This window comes from Citrobacter sp. wls827, assembly GCF_005280875.1.
Lineage (GTDB): Bacteria > Pseudomonadota > Gammaproteobacteria > Enterobacterales > Enterobacteriaceae > Citrobacter > Citrobacter youngae.
In genome coordinates, this window is record NZ_SZWR01000021.1 from 168,041 (window position 1) to 184,153 (window position 16,113).

At 52.1% G+C, this 16,113-nt stretch carries 14 protein-coding genes; 8 read left to right on the forward strand and 6 right to left on the reverse strand.

What is annotated here, in order from left to right; genetic code table 11:
• The 3 genes from lpp to FDX03_RS23575 all read right to left on the reverse strand — a co-directional run.
• Positions 1–228: murein lipoprotein Lpp (gene lpp / locus FDX03_RS17910; protein ID WP_137346391.1), on the reverse strand; the 228-nt coding region annotated here is incomplete at its 3' end.
• 307 nt (positions 229–535) lie between these two features.
• A complete protein-coding gene (pykF, locus tag FDX03_RS17915; protein ID WP_003029366.1) occupies positions 536–1,948 on the reverse strand; it encodes a pyruvate kinase PykF in 1,413 nt (470 codons plus the stop codon).
• A 7-nt stretch (positions 1,949–1,955) separates the two neighbouring features.
• The gene (locus tag FDX03_RS23575; RefSeq protein ID WP_245163452.1) at positions 1,956–2,150 is read right to left on the reverse strand and encodes a hypothetical protein; all 195 of its coding nucleotides are present in this window, start codon (positions 2,148–2,150) and stop codon (positions 1,956–1,958) included.
• A gap of 375 nt (positions 2,151–2,525) precedes the next feature.
• Between FDX03_RS23575 and FDX03_RS17920 the strand changes: the two genes are divergently transcribed.
• The 3 genes from FDX03_RS17920 to FDX03_RS17930 are packed head-to-tail and all read left to right on the forward strand — an operon-like array spanning position 2,526 to position 5,043.
• Positions 2,526–3,548 (forward strand): ATP-binding cassette domain-containing protein, encoded by a 1,023-nt coding sequence (locus FDX03_RS17920; RefSeq protein WP_048211836.1) that lies wholly within the window; start codon positions 2,526–2,528, stop codon positions 3,546–3,548.
• Complete coding sequence (locus FDX03_RS17925) at positions 3,541–4,209, forward strand: methionine ABC transporter permease (protein WP_048211835.1); 669 nt, start codon at positions 3,541–3,543, stop codon at positions 4,207–4,209. Before FDX03_RS17920 ends, FDX03_RS17925 begins: the two co-directional genes overlap by 8 nt.
• A 21-nt stretch (positions 4,210–4,230) precedes the next feature.
• Entirely contained in the window at positions 4,231–5,043 is an 813-nt protein-coding gene (locus FDX03_RS17930) for a MetQ/NlpA family ABC transporter substrate-binding protein (RefSeq protein WP_048211834.1), read from the forward strand.
• Between the two features lie 80 nt (positions 5,044–5,123).
• Here FDX03_RS17930 and ttrA read toward each other — a convergent pair whose 3' ends face one another.
• The 3 genes from ttrA to ttrB are packed head-to-tail and all read right to left on the reverse strand — an operon-like array spanning position 5,124 to position 9,942.
• Positions 5,124–8,189 carry a tetrathionate reductase subunit TtrA gene (ttrA, locus tag FDX03_RS17935; protein WP_137346344.1) on the reverse strand — a complete coding sequence of 1,022 codons (3,066 nt, stop codon included), beginning with the start codon at positions 8,187–8,189 and terminating at the stop codon, positions 5,124–5,126.
• A complete protein-coding gene (ttrC, locus tag FDX03_RS17940) occupies positions 8,182–9,207 on the reverse strand; it encodes a tetrathionate reductase subunit TtrC (RefSeq protein ID WP_137346345.1) in 1,026 nt (341 codons plus the stop codon). The genes ttrA and ttrC overlap by 8 nt, the downstream gene beginning before the upstream one ends.
• The gene (gene ttrB / locus FDX03_RS17945; RefSeq protein WP_005122827.1) at positions 9,208–9,942 is read right to left on the reverse strand and encodes a tetrathionate reductase subunit TtrB; all 735 of its coding nucleotides are present in this window, start codon (positions 9,940–9,942) and stop codon (positions 9,208–9,210) included.
• 227 nt (positions 9,943–10,169) lie between these two features.
• Between ttrB and ttrS the strand changes: the two genes are divergently transcribed.
• From ttrS to FDX03_RS17970, 5 genes are all read left to right on the forward strand, one after another.
• On the forward strand, positions 10,170–11,903 hold the full coding sequence (gene ttrS, locus FDX03_RS17950; protein WP_101741753.1) for a tetrathionate respiration histidine kinase TtrS: 1,734 nt from the start codon (positions 10,170–10,172) through the stop codon (positions 11,901–11,903).
• Positions 11,878–12,462 carry a tetrathionate respiration response regulator TtrR gene (ttrR, locus tag FDX03_RS17955; RefSeq protein WP_137346346.1) on the forward strand — a complete coding sequence of 195 codons (585 nt, stop codon included), beginning with the start codon at positions 11,878–11,880 and terminating at the stop codon, positions 12,460–12,462. The genes ttrS and ttrR overlap by 26 nt, the downstream gene beginning before the upstream one ends.
• A 92-nt stretch (positions 12,463–12,554) precedes the next feature.
• Complete coding sequence (fumD, locus tag FDX03_RS17960) at positions 12,555–12,764, forward strand: fumarate hydratase FumD (RefSeq protein ID WP_040233753.1); 210 nt, start codon at positions 12,555–12,557, stop codon at positions 12,762–12,764.
• 498 nt (positions 12,765–13,262) lie between these two features.
• Positions 13,263–13,889 (forward strand): ferredoxin-like protein, encoded by a 627-nt coding sequence (locus FDX03_RS17965; protein WP_048211828.1) that lies wholly within the window; start codon positions 13,263–13,265, stop codon positions 13,887–13,889.
• Positions 13,890–14,009: 120 nt separating this feature from the next.
• Positions 14,010–16,112: an aldehyde ferredoxin oxidoreductase gene (locus tag FDX03_RS17970; protein ID WP_048211827.1), complete on the forward strand. Its 2,103-nt coding sequence runs from the start codon at positions 14,010–14,012 to the stop codon at positions 16,110–16,112.
• Position 16,113 lies beyond the last annotated feature (1 nt).

Below are 16,113 nucleotides of genomic sequence, written 5' to 3' on the forward strand. Positions count from 1 at the left end.
GTATTTAGTAGCTGCGTTGTCCAGACGCTGGTTAGCGCGAGCTGCGTCATCTTTAGCAGCCTGAACGTCGGAACGCATTGCGTTCACGTCGTTGCTCAGCTGGTCAACTTTAGCGTTCAGAGTCTGAACGTCAGAAGACAGCTGATCGATTTTAGCGTTGCTGGAGCAACCTGCCAGCAGAGTAGAACCCAGGATTACCGCGCCCAGTACCAGTTTAGTACGATTCATTATTAATACCCTCTAGATTGAGTTAATCTCCATGTAGCGTTACAAGTATTACACAAAGTTTTTTATGTTGAGAATATTTTTTTGATGGGAATGCACTTATTTTTGATCGTTCGCTCAAAGAAGCATCGAATTGTGCAAAAACAGCTAAAAACTCGTGAGAAAACAGAAAGCTTCCATCGGATTCATCTTAGATAATCTCGGATTGGATAGTGAAATCCGATTTGATTTTTTATTAATCGTGGCTATCAAGAAAATAAAAAAGCGCCGCAAGGGCGCTTTTTAAGCAAATTAATTCGCGATGGAATTATTACAGCACGTGAACAGATGCTGTATTGGTGGTGCCGCTCGGAACCAGCGCACCGGAAACCATCACCACAACGTCACCTTTCTGTGCCAGACCGCTTTCCAGAGCAACTTCTTTACCCAGGCGATAGAAATCATCGGTAGAGCTGATTTCTTTAACCACCTGTGCAACAACGCCTTTGCTCAGCACCAGCTGACGCGCGGTAGTTTCGTTGGTGGTCAGCGCCAGGATGGTGGCATCCGGGAAGTATTTACGTACTGCGCGAGCAGATTTACCGCCCTGGGTTGCGACGACGATCAGCGGAGCATCCAGTTTTTCTGCAGTTTCAACCGCGCCACGGCAAACGGCTTCGGTGATGCGCAGTTTGCGGCTGTCGTTGTTGAAGTCCAGACGGCTGGTCATCACGCGGTCAGTACGCTCACAGATGGTCGCCATGATGGTAACGGCTTCCAGCGGGTATTTACCTTTTGCAGACTCACCAGACAGCATGACTGCGTCGGTACCGTCGAGGATGGCGTTAGCAACGTCACCAGCTTCAGCACGGGTCGGACGCGGGTTTTTGATCATGGAGTCCAGCATCTGGGTCGCAGTGATAACGACTTTACGTGCGCGGATACATTTTTCGATGATCATTTTCTGCGCGAAGATAACTTCTTCAACCGGGATCTCAACGCCCATATCGCCACGAGCAACCATGATGCCGTCAGACGCTTCGAGGATTTCGTCGAAGTTGTTCAGGCCTTCCTGGTTTTCGATTTTGGAGATGATCTGGATGTTTTCGCCGCCGTGCGCTTTCAGGTGCTCGCGGATTTCAACGACGTCAGAACGTTTACGGATAAAGGAGGCTGCAACGAAGTCAACGCCTTGTTCGCAACCGAAGATCAGGTCTTGTTTGTCTTTTTCAGCCAGTGCTGGCAGGGCAATGGAAACGCCCGGCAGGTTAACGCCTTTGTTTTCGCCCAGGTCGCCGTTGTTCAGCACTTTACAAATAACTTTGTTACCTTCGATAGCGGTAACTTCCATGCCGATCAAACCATCGTCGACCAGAACGGTGTTACCGACGGACAGGTCTTTAGTGAAGCCTTCATAGGTAACAGCAACGATTTCATTGTTGCCCACAACAGATTTGTCGGTAGTGAAAGTGAAGGTCTGGCCCGCTTTCAGAGAAACGTCGTTGCCGCCTTCCAGCTTAATGGTACGGATTTCCGGACCTTTGGTGTCGAGCAGAATAGCGGCTTTTTTACCGGTTTTGCTCATGACGTTGCGCAAATTCTTGATGCGCTGACCGTGTTCTGCGTAATCACCGTGGGAGAAGTTCAGACGCATGACGTTCATGCCCGCGTCCAGCATTTTGGTTAACATCTCTTCGGATTCGGTTTTCGGACCGATGGTGCAAACAATTTTCGTCTTTTTCATGACAGTCTTAGTCTTTAAGTTGAGAAGGATATGGAAATCTGGCTTCCATCGCGCACGGATGGAAAGCTAAACCTGAGTTACGAAAGTTGTGATGCCTCGCTCTAAGAATAGGTGACATCGATAAAGCGTGCAGAGGAATGTGTGCTTGCGTTTCAGCCCAACGGGATGGTGAGTTTTGTAGTCGTTGAGTTTTACAGGTCAATGTGCTGAAACCATTCAAGAGACAATTGGCGCGCATTATACGCTGAAAATTATCAAAAAGGAAAATGGAAACAGCGTTTCAAAAGAGTTCTGTGCAGTTTCACAAGAAATATTCACTAATTTGTTCATAGGTATGGATAAAGAGGTTGTCCACCGTCGAGGTTTGTTGCGCAACAACCTGCATTTGTCCTCTCAGATGAGGGTTATCCTGTCATCCCGGCTCGAATGTCTTCATATTTCTAAAAGTTATATCAAATTCTTTTTAATTCATTTTAAAAGTCAATCTCGCTGATTACACTCATTTGGACATCCATACTGCTAAACAGCCAAAAGCACTAGCAGGATAACAATAAGCAGCAGCGGATACCCAAACGACATGATTGTCCTGAAAAATATTTCGAAAGTGTTTACGCCAGGCAGGCTTTCTATTACCGCTGTCGATGATGTCAACCTGACGGTTGAGCAGGGGCAGATTTACGGGATCATTGGTTACAGCGGGGCGGGAAAAAGCACCTTAATACGTTTGCTCAATGGTCTGGAAAAACCGTCCTCCGGTAGCGTGACGATTAACGGTCAGGATATTTCCGCCGCCCGCGGGGAATCGTTGCGTCAGGCACGGTTGAAAATCAGCATGGTGTTTCAGCACTTTAATTTACTGTGGTCACGCACCGTCAGTGAAAATATCGCTTTCTCTATGCAAATTGCCGGTGCGCCGAAAGCGATGATTAAGGCGCGAGTGGCCGAGCTGATTACCCTTGTCGGTCTGAGCGGTCGCGAAAATGCGTATCCATCGCAGCTCAGTGGCGGCCAAAAGCAGCGCGTAGGGATCGCCCGCGCGCTGGCGAATAATCCTGATGTACTGCTCTGTGACGAGGCTACGTCAGCCCTGGATCCGCAAACTACCGATCAGATTCTGGAGTTACTGCTCGATATTAACCGTCGCTTCAAATTAACCATCGTGCTGATCACCCATGAAATGCACGTGGTACGCAAGATCTGCGATCGCGTCGCGGTAATGGAAAACGGCAGGGTGGTTGAAGAGGGCGATGTACTTACTGTCTTTACCCATCCACAGCAACCGATCACCCGACAGTTCGTTCGTCAGGTGAGTCAATATGCCGAGGAAGACGAATTCAACCCGCAGCTGGCCAGCGAACTTGGCGGCGTGGTGATCAGGCTTACATTTACCGGGCAACGTACGCATCGGCCAGTGGTTGGCGAATTGACCTTACGCTATGGCCTGCCGTTTAACATTTTGCACGGCAAGATGACGCAAACCGCGCACGGTGTGTTTGGTCAGCTCTGGGTGCACGTTGTGGCCTCTGAGGAACAATTGAACAATATTTTGGCCGACCTGCGCCAGAGCGACATTGAAGGCGAGGTGATTCAACATGCCTGAAGATCTGTTTCCCCATCTGAAGTGGGACCAACTGCTGGCAGCAACCCAGGAAACGCTCTATATGACGGCACTTTCTGGTGCGGCAACGTTTGTCCTTGGGATTGCACTCGGGCTGGCGCTGTTCCTGACCGCTCGCGGTGGACTATTCCAGAACCGCGCCTTGTATAGCGCGATCTCGCTGGTGGTCAATATTTTCCGCTCGATCCCGTTCATCATTCTGATCGTATTGCTAATACCGTTTACCAAAACGATCGTTGGCACCATTCTCGGCGCCAATGCCGCGTTGCCCGCGTTGATTGTGGGGGCTGCACCTTTTTACGCACGCCTGGTCGAAATCGCCCTGCGTGAAGTCGATAAAGGCGTTATTGAAGCGACGCGCTCGATGGGCGCACGTCTGACGACGCTTGTTTTTCGGGTTTTACTGCCGGAATCCTCACCCGCTCTGGTGTCCGGGATCACCGTGACGCTGATTGCACTGGTTAGCTACAGCGCGATGGCTGGGGTGATTGGTGCCGGTGGTTTAGGGAACCTGGCTTATCTGGAAGGATTCCAGCGCAACCACAGCGACGTCACGCTGGTGGCGACGGTAACGATTCTGCTCATCGTCTTCATCATTCAGCTTTGCGGCGATGTGATCACCTCTCTGTTAGATAAACGCTAATAAAATACGGAAACCATCATCATGAAAAAATCACTGACATTACTCGCAGCTGCAACCTTAAGCGCCCTGAGCTTTGCCTCGTGGGCAGATACGCTGACCGTTGGCGCGTCCAACGTGCCGCATGCAGAGATCCTCGAGCAGGCTAAGCCTATACTGGCGAAGCAAGGGATAGACCTGGAGATTAAACCATTCCAGGACTACATTCTGCCGAACACCGCGCTGGCGGGTCGTGAGATTGACGCTAACTACTTCCAGCATATCCCGTACCTGAATAGCGTGATTAAAGATCATGCTGGCGACAAATCCTATGATTTCGTCAGCGCAGGGGCGATTCATATTGAGCCGATTGGTATCTATTCGAAAAAGGTGAAGTCACTGAAGGATCTGCCGGAAGGTGGCAAGGTGATCATGCGTGATGCGGTATCTGAAGAAGGTCGTATTCTGTCGATTTTTGAAAAAGAGGGTGTGATCAAGCTGAAGCCGGGTGTGGATAAAGTGACGGCGCGCATTAGCGACATCGTAGAGAACCCGAAAAAGTTGAAGTTCTTACCTAACGTGGAAGCGGCGCTGTTACCGCAGATGTATAACAATGAAGAAGGGGATGCGGTGGTGATTAACGCCAACTACGCAATCGACGCCGGACTGGATCCAGTGAAAGATCCGATTGCCGTAGAAAGCGGTGAAAACAACCCGTATGCCAATATCATTACCGTGCATCGCGGTGACGAGAAGAAAAAGGATATCGTGGCGCTGGTTGATGTGCTGCACTCCAAAGAGATCCAGGACTGGATCCGTACCAAATATAAAGGCGCGGTGATCCCGGTTAATAACTGATCCGCTTTTTGCTGAGTGGCGGCAGTGCCTTATCCGGCCTACGACGTCTTGTAGGCCGGGTAAAATGCGTTCGCGCAGAGCTATACTCGTTCAATTCTCGCTGGCAACCCCTGACGCACAGCGGCTCCTGAAACCCAATCCAGCCAGGTGTTGGCAACCTTTCGTGTCGGATCCGCAAAGCCCAGATCGTTGATATTGATTCCCGACTTTATCTTTTTATCAAATGGCATCGGCTCACCGTCGAGCGTATGCTGCGCAGCGCCCATTTCTTTATGTCCATAGCCATGCTCAATTGCGATTACCCCAGGCATCACGCCCTGCAGTAAGCTGATTTGCGCTTCAACCTGCCCGCCCGGCGTGGTGATGCGAACGGTATCGCCGTGTGCTAAACCATACCGCTGACCATCCTGTGGATTGAGCGCCACCAGATTAACCGGCTTCAGATGATGCAGTCGCGGGATCACGGCCGACGCGCTGGACATGGTATTCGATTTAAAGGAAATCAGTTTCAACGGCCACTCTTGTTCCGGGAACAACTCCTCAACCGCACGTCCATCAGAGAGGCGCGAAGGATACCACGCCGGACAGCCGCTGTAGCGCTCGCCGGTAATCGCATGACGGTGTGCAGCGACATCCGCATTCCATATTTGCAGCGGTTTTTCCCACGCATTGCCGACGCGGTTATCGACCCGACCACTGTTATCTGGCGCAAAACGGCCACCGCGCGAATAGATAAACGCCACGCGACTCACCTCATCGGTTTTTAACGTTTGGGTCATCACCGGCAAGATTCGTTGCACCCCGGTCAGCGCGATATCCTCTTCCCGTGCCTCCGCCACAGGCGTTTTGCCCATAAAAGCAATGTTGGCGGCCAGCCGCAGATAATAATCTTCGGCGCGGTTGAGCGGATACTGATTGCCCTGCGGGTCGGCAATGGCATTGTCACCAAAGCCGGGGAGACCAATTCGTTTTGCCACCGCGATGCAGAAAGCCTCCATTGAGACTGGTTGACCGTCAGCTGTCTGGCGGGTAGCGGGCCTGACCACGGGCCAGCGGGCGGTGGTGGCTTTACTGGCGACACCGGCCCATGGGGCGCTGAATCCCCAGCTTTCAAAGTTATGCGTGTCCGGTACGATGTAATCCGCCAGCGCGGTTGTTTCGTTCATGAACGCATCAATCGCGATAAACAGCGGCAAACGTGCAGGATCTTTTAGCTTTTCTTCTGCCACACCGCGTAAGCCCGCAATCCCATAAAACGGGTTGGTCATGTTGGAGATCCAGGCCTTTAGCGGATACGGATAACCTTCCAGTGCTGAAACCAGCAATTCGGTAAGCTGGCCTGCGACAAACGGATACCAGGGCGCTTTGGCCGGGAAGGGCGATTGCCCGGCGGCGACTTTGTTGCGGTACTCTTCGGAAGACTCATAGGCTGTCTTGCTGCGGGCGATGCTCAGACCTTTAGGTTTCACCTTCCCGGCAAAACTGTCCATATTGTAGCGCGGGCCGTCAGTTGCGCCGTTGAACTTACCGCCGCCGACGAACACGCCGCCTTCGAGGCTCAGGTTCCCGATCAACGCATTGAGCATCATTACCGACCAGGCATTATAAAAACCGTTACCCGCCATCATCCCACCGTGCGTGATCACTGCTGCTTTTCGTCCGTGACGGGTGAAAGCATCGGCCAGCGCGCCAATGTCTGCCTCAGAAACACCACACTGCTGGCTGTATTGCGCCATTGACAGTTTCTCAGCGGATTCTTTCAGACACTGGAAGCCACTTTTTACCGTGACCGTTTGCCCCCCGGCCAGCGTGACTTCACGGGAGATAAACAGTTGGGCACGTTGGCAACTGCTGGCGGCGACGATCTCACCGGCTTCGTTAATGACTGTTGGTTCGTTGGCGGCGTCTGCGCGTAAATGCGCCAGCGTTAAATGCTGACCGGCGAGCGTTGGAATTTCATCGGTAATGACCAGATGGGTGGCGTTGGTCCAGCTTTTTTCCCCGGCCTGCTTCATGGCCTGTACGTCTGGAATAGCCAGGTAATCAGCGTTATAGCGCTGCTTTTCAATTATCCAGCGGATCATCCCCATCGCCAGAGCGGAGTCCGTCCCTGGGCGTACGGGCTGCCAGTGCCCACGATCGTCGGCAAGCACTGTCGTTAGCGGTAGGGCTGGTGCAACCACAACATAGCGGAAGTCATCACGTAAACGGGCACTGGCGAGTTGCCGTGCCTGGCGTTTAAACGGGTTGCCGGATTGTGCTGGAGACGTCCCCATAAACAACGCAAATTCGACATTATCCCAGTCGGGTTTTACGTGGGTATTTTTATCCAGATCGCCCATCAACGCGCCAGATCCGGCACGATAGGCCAGACCACAGTATGCGCCATGGGCACCGAAGTTTTTGCTGCCGAAACTGTTCAGGGCAAAGCGACGCAAAAATGTATCACGTCCTTCATCACTGGTATTGGTGACCAGTAGCTGATTGGATTTTGGGCCGAAACCGGGGTGTCGGGCATCAATCGGCGTATCGGGATCGTGGATCGCCCGCAGACCGTCAACGTGGCCTTCGCCAAACAGATCGCCGCCTTCCACCACTTCTTTGATCAGTTGCTCAAAGCTGATGCGCTGCCATTTGCCTTCCCCACGTTTACCCACGCGTTTCATTGGCTCCAGAATACGCAGTGGGCTGTACAGGCCTTCAAGTAACGTTGCACCGCGAGCGCAAGCGGTGGAGCGGGCATCAAGGCCGGTTTCGCCCGCCAGTTGTTCCATCGCGGCGGCAAAGGGAACAGAGGAGTCAATGTGGTGTTCGTGAGATAGCGGATGGTACGGGTTGCCCGCAATACGCAACACTTTGCCTTGTTCGTTATCAACACGGACACGCACGCCACATTGCGTCCAGCAGCCGAAACACTGCGTCATGGAGATCACCTGTTGCGGGTTCTGTTGCCAGCGCGTTTGGGCATGTGCTTCGGGGATGAGTGCATTACCAAAGATACGGTCACGGGTTATTTTTCCTGATGTTCCGTCAAGCAAACCATCAATCGCACGCTTTGCCACGTCCCGATAACTCAGGCCGAAGGTCACCATGCCCCCGACGGCTAGACCAACTTTAAGCCACTGACGACGAGTTAAATTAGCCATGTTGCATTCTCCTTGCGATCGCGTTCAGGGCTTCACGAACCATAATGATCAGTGCGACCCACAGGCCAAAAGTGCCAAGAATAGCCAGCCAGCCATCTGTGCCACCGGGCAGGATATAGGGATTAAACTGGGCGTTAAATTTCGGTACGGTCTGTACCTGAATGAGTAATGTCCAGCGCATTAGCCAGCACAATGCCATTGCACTTATTGCCAGCGAAATACGTAATGGCAGTGATAACGGATGGCGTAACACCAGGGCGCAAACGCCCAGTGAGGTAACCCAAAGTGCAATCCAGCCGATGGCGTAATGTCGCGCGGAAGCCGCCACATCCAGCCACTGGCGAATTGCTGACCCCGATAGCGTGTTGCCACTAGCCCATATCACCACCACGATAGCCAGCGCGCACAGCGTGGCTATCTGTCCCCATGCCAGTTTGCGCGGTAATGTTGTCCCTGCGTTTTTCACCGTGGCGATAAGCAGGGCAAGAAACGTTTGCAGGGCACTGAGGAACATCGCTACCGGGAAGGCGTAGCTGAACCAGATCGGACGCGCCTCGACAATCGAGACCTCGCGACCTGTATAGACCAACAGTCCAATCGCCGATAGCGCACTTCCCACGGCCAACCATTTAGTGACGCTGTAACTTTTTGCGGTTAATCGCTTAACCTGTTGTGCGATAAACCACAGCCCTAAAAACCCGGTGAATAGCGGTAAAAACAGCGCGCCCCACGGCATCCACGACCATGGCGTCGGAAAGGCGTAGAAATGCCAGACACGAGCGGTCTGGTGTAAATCAGCGGTCAGCGCCAGCGGCGCGGTAATCGCGCAGGTCAGGGCGATTAACAGCGTCAGGTTTTCCAGTTCCGGCGTCTCTTGTTTGCGCCAGTGGATCACGCAGGCAAACAGTGCGGCGCAGGCGGCAATGCCGATAAAAAAGAAATATTGCACAGCCCAGGGTAACCAGCTTACGTCCTGTGGATGCGTCAGAACCTCTTCGATAATCAAGGTAGGGTTCATTTAAACCTCCTGCCAGAGCGCGGGCTGGGCACGCCCCATTAATGGTGTCACAAAGGCCTCATCCAGGCCCAGATAGAACACGTGCGGCGAGGTGCCACTTTCCGGTTTCAGGACCTTGATGGCGTCATGATGTTGTTGCAGCATTTGAGAAATCCGGCTGTGTGGATCCTTGATATCACCGATGATGCGCGCGCCGCCAACACACGACTCTACGCAGGCCGGGAGCAGGCCCGCTTCCAGTCGATGAACGCAAAAAGTGCATTTATCGGCGGTTTGCGTTTCATGGTTGATAAACCGTGCATCGTATGGGCAGGCCTGCACACAGTAGGCGCAGCCAACACAGCGTGTGTTGTCGACAACCACAATGCCATCTTCGCGCTGGAAGGTGGCCTGCACCGGACACACCGGCACGCAAGGGGGGTTATCACAATGGTTGCACAGGCGCGGCAGCAGGACGTTGGTGACGCTTTGCTGGCCTTCAAGTTGCACCTGATATTGATTAACGTTGGTACGAAACTCACCTTGCGGCGTCTGGTTTTCAATCGCGCAACTCACGGTGCAGGCCTGGCAGCCGATACATCGACGCAGATCGACCAGCATGCCGTAGCGATGCTGGGGCGATCCTTCATGCCGTTCAGGCGAAAAGGGAAACTGGGCCTGTGCGAGGGGAACCAGTGATGCGCCAGCGGTCAGGACGCCCAGTTGCTGGAGAAACTGCCGTTTACTGCTGTCCATATTTTCTCCCGTCACGATGCAACAACGAAACATTGGTCACGCCGTTGATTTGCGTATGATGAATAAAGAATCTCAATGATTTACAGTGTAAAAATCGTGGCGGGGGCAGCTCTATTGTGGTTAACCACATACCCGGCTTGTTGTTGATCTAAAACAACATAATTGACAGGGATAATTCAGTGGGATGTAACGTCGTTCGATGTCTGACGCTATTGGCCTCCGTGTGGATGCTCGGCAGCGTGGCGTGGGCAGGTTCGTGGAATGTGGGTGTTTTGGCGATGCGTGGCGAGGTCTCTACACGTGCCCACTGGCAACCGCTGGAAACCCTGTTAAATCAGCAAATTCCGGGTGAACAGTTTCATATTCAACCGCTGGATCTGCAGCAGATGCAGGAGGCGGTTAACCGTGGAACCGTCCAGTTTGTGGTCACCAATCCGGCGCAATTCGTGCAGTTAAACAGCCATGCAGCGCTTCGCTGGCTGGCATCATTACGCTCCACTCGTGGCGGAAAGGCAACCAGCAACGTGATTGGCAGTGCGGTCCTCGTCAGGCGCGACAGTGGGATTGTGAATGCACATGATCTGATTGGTAAAACGGTAGGTGCCATTGATGCTCAGGCATTTGGCGGTTATTTGCTGGGATACAAAGCGCTCAGCGATGCGGGATTGCGCCCTGAACGTGATTTACATCTGACGTTTACCGGCTTTCCTGCCGATGCCTTGCTGTATTTATTACGTGAAAAAGCGGTTCAGGCGGTGATTGTGCCTGTGTGTCTGCTGGAAAAAATGGATGAAGAAGGGCTAATCCGCAAAGCGGACTTTAGGGCCGTGATTAGCTATCCAACGTCAATTCCTTGCGTAACCAGCACGCCGCTCTATCCTGACTGGTCGTTTGCTGCCTTGCCCGCGGTCAGTGATGAACTGGCCGATCGTGTCACGCGGGTACTGTTTAACGCGCCACAAAACGCTGTCTTTCGTTGGGGCGCGCCGGCCTCAACCCGCGAAGTAGAAGCTTTGCTGCGCGATGTCCGCCAGCACCCACAGCAGCGTCAATTGTGGCTGGATGTCAAAAGCTGGTTTATTCAACATCGTCTGGCCATGGGGGCGGCGGGTATCGTCCTGTTGTTGCTGACGCTGAATTACATCTGGGTCATGCTGCTGGTCCGCCGACGTGGAAGACTGCTTGAGCGTAATAATGTGCTGTTGCGTAAACAGGAACAGGCGCTGGAAACCGCGCGTCAAATGAGCGTGCTGGGCGAGATGACGTCCGGATTCGCTCATGAACTTAACCAGCCGCTTTCGGCTATCCGCCACTATGCACAGGGTTGTCTGATTCGTCTGCGCGGCCAGGATCAGCAGCATCCGTTGTTACCCGCCCTTGAACAGATTGACGTGCAGGCGCAGCGGGGCGCCGATACGCTACGCAATTTACGTCAGTGGGTCAGTCAGGCGCAGGGAAATCCGGTGATGACTGACGACTGGGAGCCCATTAACATTCATGATGCGATCCATCATGTCTGGCAGTTATTACGCATGGCACAGCAATTCCCGACGGTAGCGTTACAAACGCAGGTCGATAATTCGCTCACGGTTACACTGCCGACCGTTTTGCTGGAGCAGGTTCTGGCTAATCTGGTACTAAACGCGGCCCAGGCGGGGGCAAAAACGGTGTGGTTCTCAGCGTGCAGTGAGGAGCATGGTGTGCGTATCCTGGTGCAGGATAACGCCGGAGGGATCGACGATGCGCAGTTATATCAGGCATTCCAGCCCTTTATGACCACCCGTAAGGAAGGGATGGGACTCGGGCTGGCCATTTGTCAGCGACTGGTTCGCTATGCAAATGGCGACATTAGCATCAAAAATCACCCAGCGTCTGACGGTCTGGCGGGCGTAGCGGTGACATTACATTTTAAGCAAACACAGGAAGGAGGGCGTCGTGGCAATAATTCATCTGTTGGATGACGATGTAGCGGTTACTCAGGCCTGTGCATTTTTACTGGAAAGTATGGGGTATGAGGTACGCTGCTGGGAGCAGGGTGAAACATTTTTGGCTCAGGCCGATCTGCATCAGGTCGGCGTATTACTGCTGGATATGCGCATGCCGGTACTGGATGGACATGCCGTGCATGAAGCAATGCGTCAGCGCGAGAGCACCCTGGCGGTGGTATTTCTTACCGGGCATGGTGATGTGCCCATGGCGGTTGAACAAATGAAGCGCGGAGCCGTCGATTTCTTACAGAAGCCGGTTTCAGCCGCGCCGCTACAGACTGCGCTGGAAAATGCTGTGCAGGCCTCGGTAGCGGCTTTTTCGCGACAGGAAATCGTTGCTTGCTATCAGCAACTTACCCCGAAGGAGCGAGAACTGGCGAATCTGGTTGCAAAGGGGTTGATAAATCGGGAAATCGCCGATGCCATGAATATTGCCGTTCGCACGGTTGAAGTGCATCGGGCGCGGGTGATGGAAAAAATGCGGGCCGGAAGCCTCGCCGAGCTGGTAAATCGACTTCAGCGGATCCAGTAAAATTTTGACATTTATTTGATTTTCATTGGATTTTGTCTAATTTGTCAGAGTGATATATGCTGTGGGTTTGAGTTAATGACGAGCGGGTGAATATGGGAAATCAGACCAAAGACGACGAGCTGTACCGCGAGATGTGCAGAGTAGTCGGTAAAGTAGTGCTGGAAATGCGCGATCTGGGGCAAGAGCCTAAGCATATCGTCATTGCTGGCGTACTGAGAACAACCCTCGCCAATCAGCGTGTGAAGCGCAGTGAGTTAGAAAAACAGGCCATGGAGACGGTGATTAAAGCGTTGGCCGGTTAATCCATAAAAGAGGGCGGTAGAATTATTCTGCCGTCCTCTTATTTTATTCTTCGTTATCTTCCAATAAATATAATTTAGTTCGGTCACTAAAATTACGCATTGCGCTATATATTTAATTATATATCGAATGGTGTGTAACACAATATTTGTGATTGCACTCCCAAATATTTTCATGCATATGAAATGTTATTTCAATCTCGCTTAATGATAATAAATATCACTCCACATTAATTATTTTCCTTCCGATTTTTAATTGATAACGATCAAGGTTACAGGGGGGGAATAACCACATTATTTATCTGCCTAACCCTAAAGGATTATACCCGAGTTTAGGGTATGGATTGATTCAGTTTAACCACCGTCATCTGTGCGATCAGGTTAGGGCAAAAATTCACGTGTTGTTGGCAACATTTATGGCCGATTTGACCTGATCTGCATTCATTAAAATTAGCCTGGATCTGTTGCTACTACAGCGTTTGCGAAGAGGATGCGAAATAAATGAACCAGGTTGATCGTCCATTTTTAGATTGTGGTTTAACGCGGCTTGAGTTTCTGCGTATATCAGGGAAGGGTCTGGCAGGATTAACGATTGCCCCCGCTCTGCTATCCCTTTTTGGTTGCAAGCAGGAAGATATCGATAGCGGCACCGTCGGACTTATCAATACGCCGAAAGGGGTGCTGGTGACTCAACGAGCCCGCTGTACTGGCTGCCACCGCTGTGAAATTTCCTGTACTAATTATAACGATGGCGCTGTTGGCACCTTCTTTTCCCGCATCAAAATTCATCGTAACTACTTCTTTGGCGATGATGGTGTTGGGTCCGGTGGCGGGTTGTACGGCGATTTAAACTACACCGCAGACACCTGCCGTCAGTGTAAAGATCCCCAGTGCATGAAAGTTTGCCCGATTGGCGCAATTACCTGGAAACAGGAAGACGGTTGCATTGCCGTAGATCATAAACGCTGTATTGGCTGCAGTGCCTGTACCACGGCCTGCCCATGGATGATGGCGACCGTTAATACCGTAACGAAGAAATCCTCAAAATGTGTTTTATGCGGGGAATGCGCTAATGCTTGTCCGACAGGGGCATTAAAAATTATTGAGTGGAAAGATATTACTGTTTGATGGATAGCAGGGCTGCCTGATACGCGTCATTTAATGCCGGAAAATTGCAGTTTTTGAATAAAAGAACTGCCTGAAAGGTGGCGAGTATATCTATCGGACCTTCTTGCAAAGGAAAACATGATGGCTAATGGTTGGACAGGTAATATTTTACGGGTCAATCTCACCACGGGTAATATCACCGTTGAAGATTCCAGTAAATTTAAGAAATTTGTCGGTGGGATGGGCTTTGGCTATAAAATTATGTACGACGAAGTCCAGCCAGGCACCAAACCTTTTGATGAAGGAAATAAGCTGGTTTTCGCGACCGGGCCGCTAACCGGTTCGGGCGCGCCCTGCAGTTCTCGCGTTAATATCACCTCATTATCGACATTTACCAAAGGCAATTTAGTGGTCGATGCCCATATGGGCGGTTTCTTTGCCGCACAAATGAAATTCGCGGGTTACGACGCCATTATTATCGAAGGGAAATCACCTTCTCCGGTCTGGATCAACATCAAAGACGATAAGGTCAGCATCGAAAAAGCGGACTTCATATGGGGTAAGGGTACGCGCGCAACCACTGAAGAAATTTGCCGTATCACCAGCCCGGAAACGTGCGTTGCAGCTATTGGTCAGGCGGGTGAAAACCTTGTTCCGCTTTCCTGCATGATTAATAGCCGTAACCACAGCGGCGGAGCCGGCACTGGCGCAGTCATGGGGTCGAAAAACCTGAAGGCCATTGCGGTAGAAGGGACCCAGGGGGTCAATATTGCCGATCGCAAAGAGATGAAGCGGCTTAATGACTACATGATGACCGAGCTAATCGGCGCCAACAACAACCATGTTGTGCCGAGCACGCCGCAGGCCTGGGCTGAATACTCTTCACCTAATTCGCGCTGGACGGCTCGCAAAGGGTTGTTCTGGGGCGCTGCGGAAGGAGGGCCAATCGAAACGGGGGAAATTCCACCGGGAAACCAGAATACGGTCGGTTTTCGTACCCATAAATCCGTGTTTGATCTCGGCCCGGCCGCTGAGAAGTACACCGTCAAAATGAGTGGCTGCCATTCATGTCCAATTCGCTGTATGTCGCAACTCAATGTTCCCCGTGTGAAAGATTTTGGTGTGCCAAGTACCGGCGGGAATACCTGCGTGGCGAACTTTGTACACACCACTATTTTCCCGAATGGGCCGAAAGATTTCGACGATAAAGACGATGGGCGCGTCGTAGGAAACCTGGTTGGCCTGAACCTGTTTGACGATTATGGCATCTGGTGTAACTACGGGCAGTTGCACCGTGACTTTACTTACTGCTACTCCAAAGGCGTCTTTAAGCGAGTGTTACCTGCGGCAGAGTATGCAGAGATCCGTTGGGATCAACTGGAAGCAGGCGATCCGAACTTTATCAAAGATTTCTACTATCGACTGGCGCATCGCGTGGGTGAACTCAGCCACCTGGCAGATGGTTCCTACGCGATTGCAGAACGCTGGAATCTGGGCGAAGAGTACTGGGGTTACGCGAAGAACAAACTATGGTCGCCGTTTGGTTTCCCTGTTCACCATGCGAACGAAGCCTCGGCGCAGGTGGGGGCGATCACCAACTGTATGTTCAACCGCGACTGTATGACGCATACCCATATCAACTTTATCGGCTCCGGTTTACCGCTGGCGCTACAGCGTGAAGTAGCGGGCGAACTGTTTGGCTCACAGGATGCCTACGATGAAACCAAAAACTATACCCCGATTAATGCCGCCAAAATCAAATACGCCAAATGGACGCTGCTGAAAGTCTGTCTGCACAATGCGGTTACGCTGTGTAACTGGGTCTGGCCAATGACGGTTTCGCCATTGAAGAGTCGAAACTATCGTGGAGACCTCGATCTGGAAGCGAAATTCTTCCAGGCCGTAACGGGGGATGAAACAACTCAGGCGAGTCTGGATTTGGCCGCGGAGCGCATTTTTACCCTGCACCGTGCTTATACAGTCAAGTTGATGCAAACCATGGATATGCGTAATGAGCACGACCTGATCTGCTCCTGGGTGTTTGATAAAGATCCGAAGATCCCAGTCTTTACCGAAGGGACCGACAAGATGGACCGGGAAGATATGCGTCAGTCGCTAACGATGTTCTATCAGGAAATGGGCTGGGACCCGGCGTTGGGCTGCCCAACTCGCGACACCCTTCACCGCCTCGGCCTTGAGGATGTGGCAGCCGACCTGGCTGCACACAATCTGTTGCCGGCGTAAG

What these genes read in the sequence shown, in the direction of transcription:
- FDX03_RS17930 (WP_048211834.1), top strand. Translation starts at nt 4,231, where the DNA reads ATGAAAAAATCACTGACATTACTCGCAGCTGCAACCTTAAGCGCCCTG.
- ttrB (WP_005122827.1), bottom strand. Translation starts at nt 9,942, where the DNA reads ATGGACAGCAGTAAACGGCAGTTTCTCCAGCAACTGGGCGTCCTGACC.
- ttrC (WP_137346345.1), bottom strand. Translation starts at nt 9,207, where the DNA reads ATGAACCCTACCTTGATTATCGAAGAGGTTCTGACGCATCCACAGGAC.
- ttrA (WP_137346344.1), bottom strand. Translation starts at nt 8,189, where the DNA reads ATGGCTAATTTAACTCGTCGTCAGTGGCTTAAAGTTGGTCTAGCCGTC.
- FDX03_RS17965 (WP_048211828.1), top strand. Translation starts at nt 13,263, where the DNA reads ATGAACCAGGTTGATCGTCCATTTTTAGATTGTGGTTTAACGCGGCTT.
- FDX03_RS17970 (WP_048211827.1), top strand. Translation starts at nt 14,010, where the DNA reads ATGGCTAATGGTTGGACAGGTAATATTTTACGGGTCAATCTCACCACG.
- pykF (WP_003029366.1), bottom strand. Translation starts at nt 1,948, where the DNA reads ATGAAAAAGACGAAAATTGTTTGCACCATCGGTCCGAAAACCGAATCC.
- FDX03_RS17925 (WP_048211835.1), top strand. Translation starts at nt 3,541, where the DNA reads ATGCCTGAAGATCTGTTTCCCCATCTGAAGTGGGACCAACTGCTGGCA.
- ttrS (WP_101741753.1), top strand. Translation starts at nt 10,170, where the DNA reads ATGCTCGGCAGCGTGGCGTGGGCAGGTTCGTGGAATGTGGGTGTTTTG.
- fumD (WP_040233753.1), top strand. Translation starts at nt 12,555, where the DNA reads ATGGGAAATCAGACCAAAGACGACGAGCTGTACCGCGAGATGTGCAGA.
- FDX03_RS17920 (WP_048211836.1), top strand. Translation starts at nt 2,526, where the DNA reads ATGATTGTCCTGAAAAATATTTCGAAAGTGTTTACGCCAGGCAGGCTT.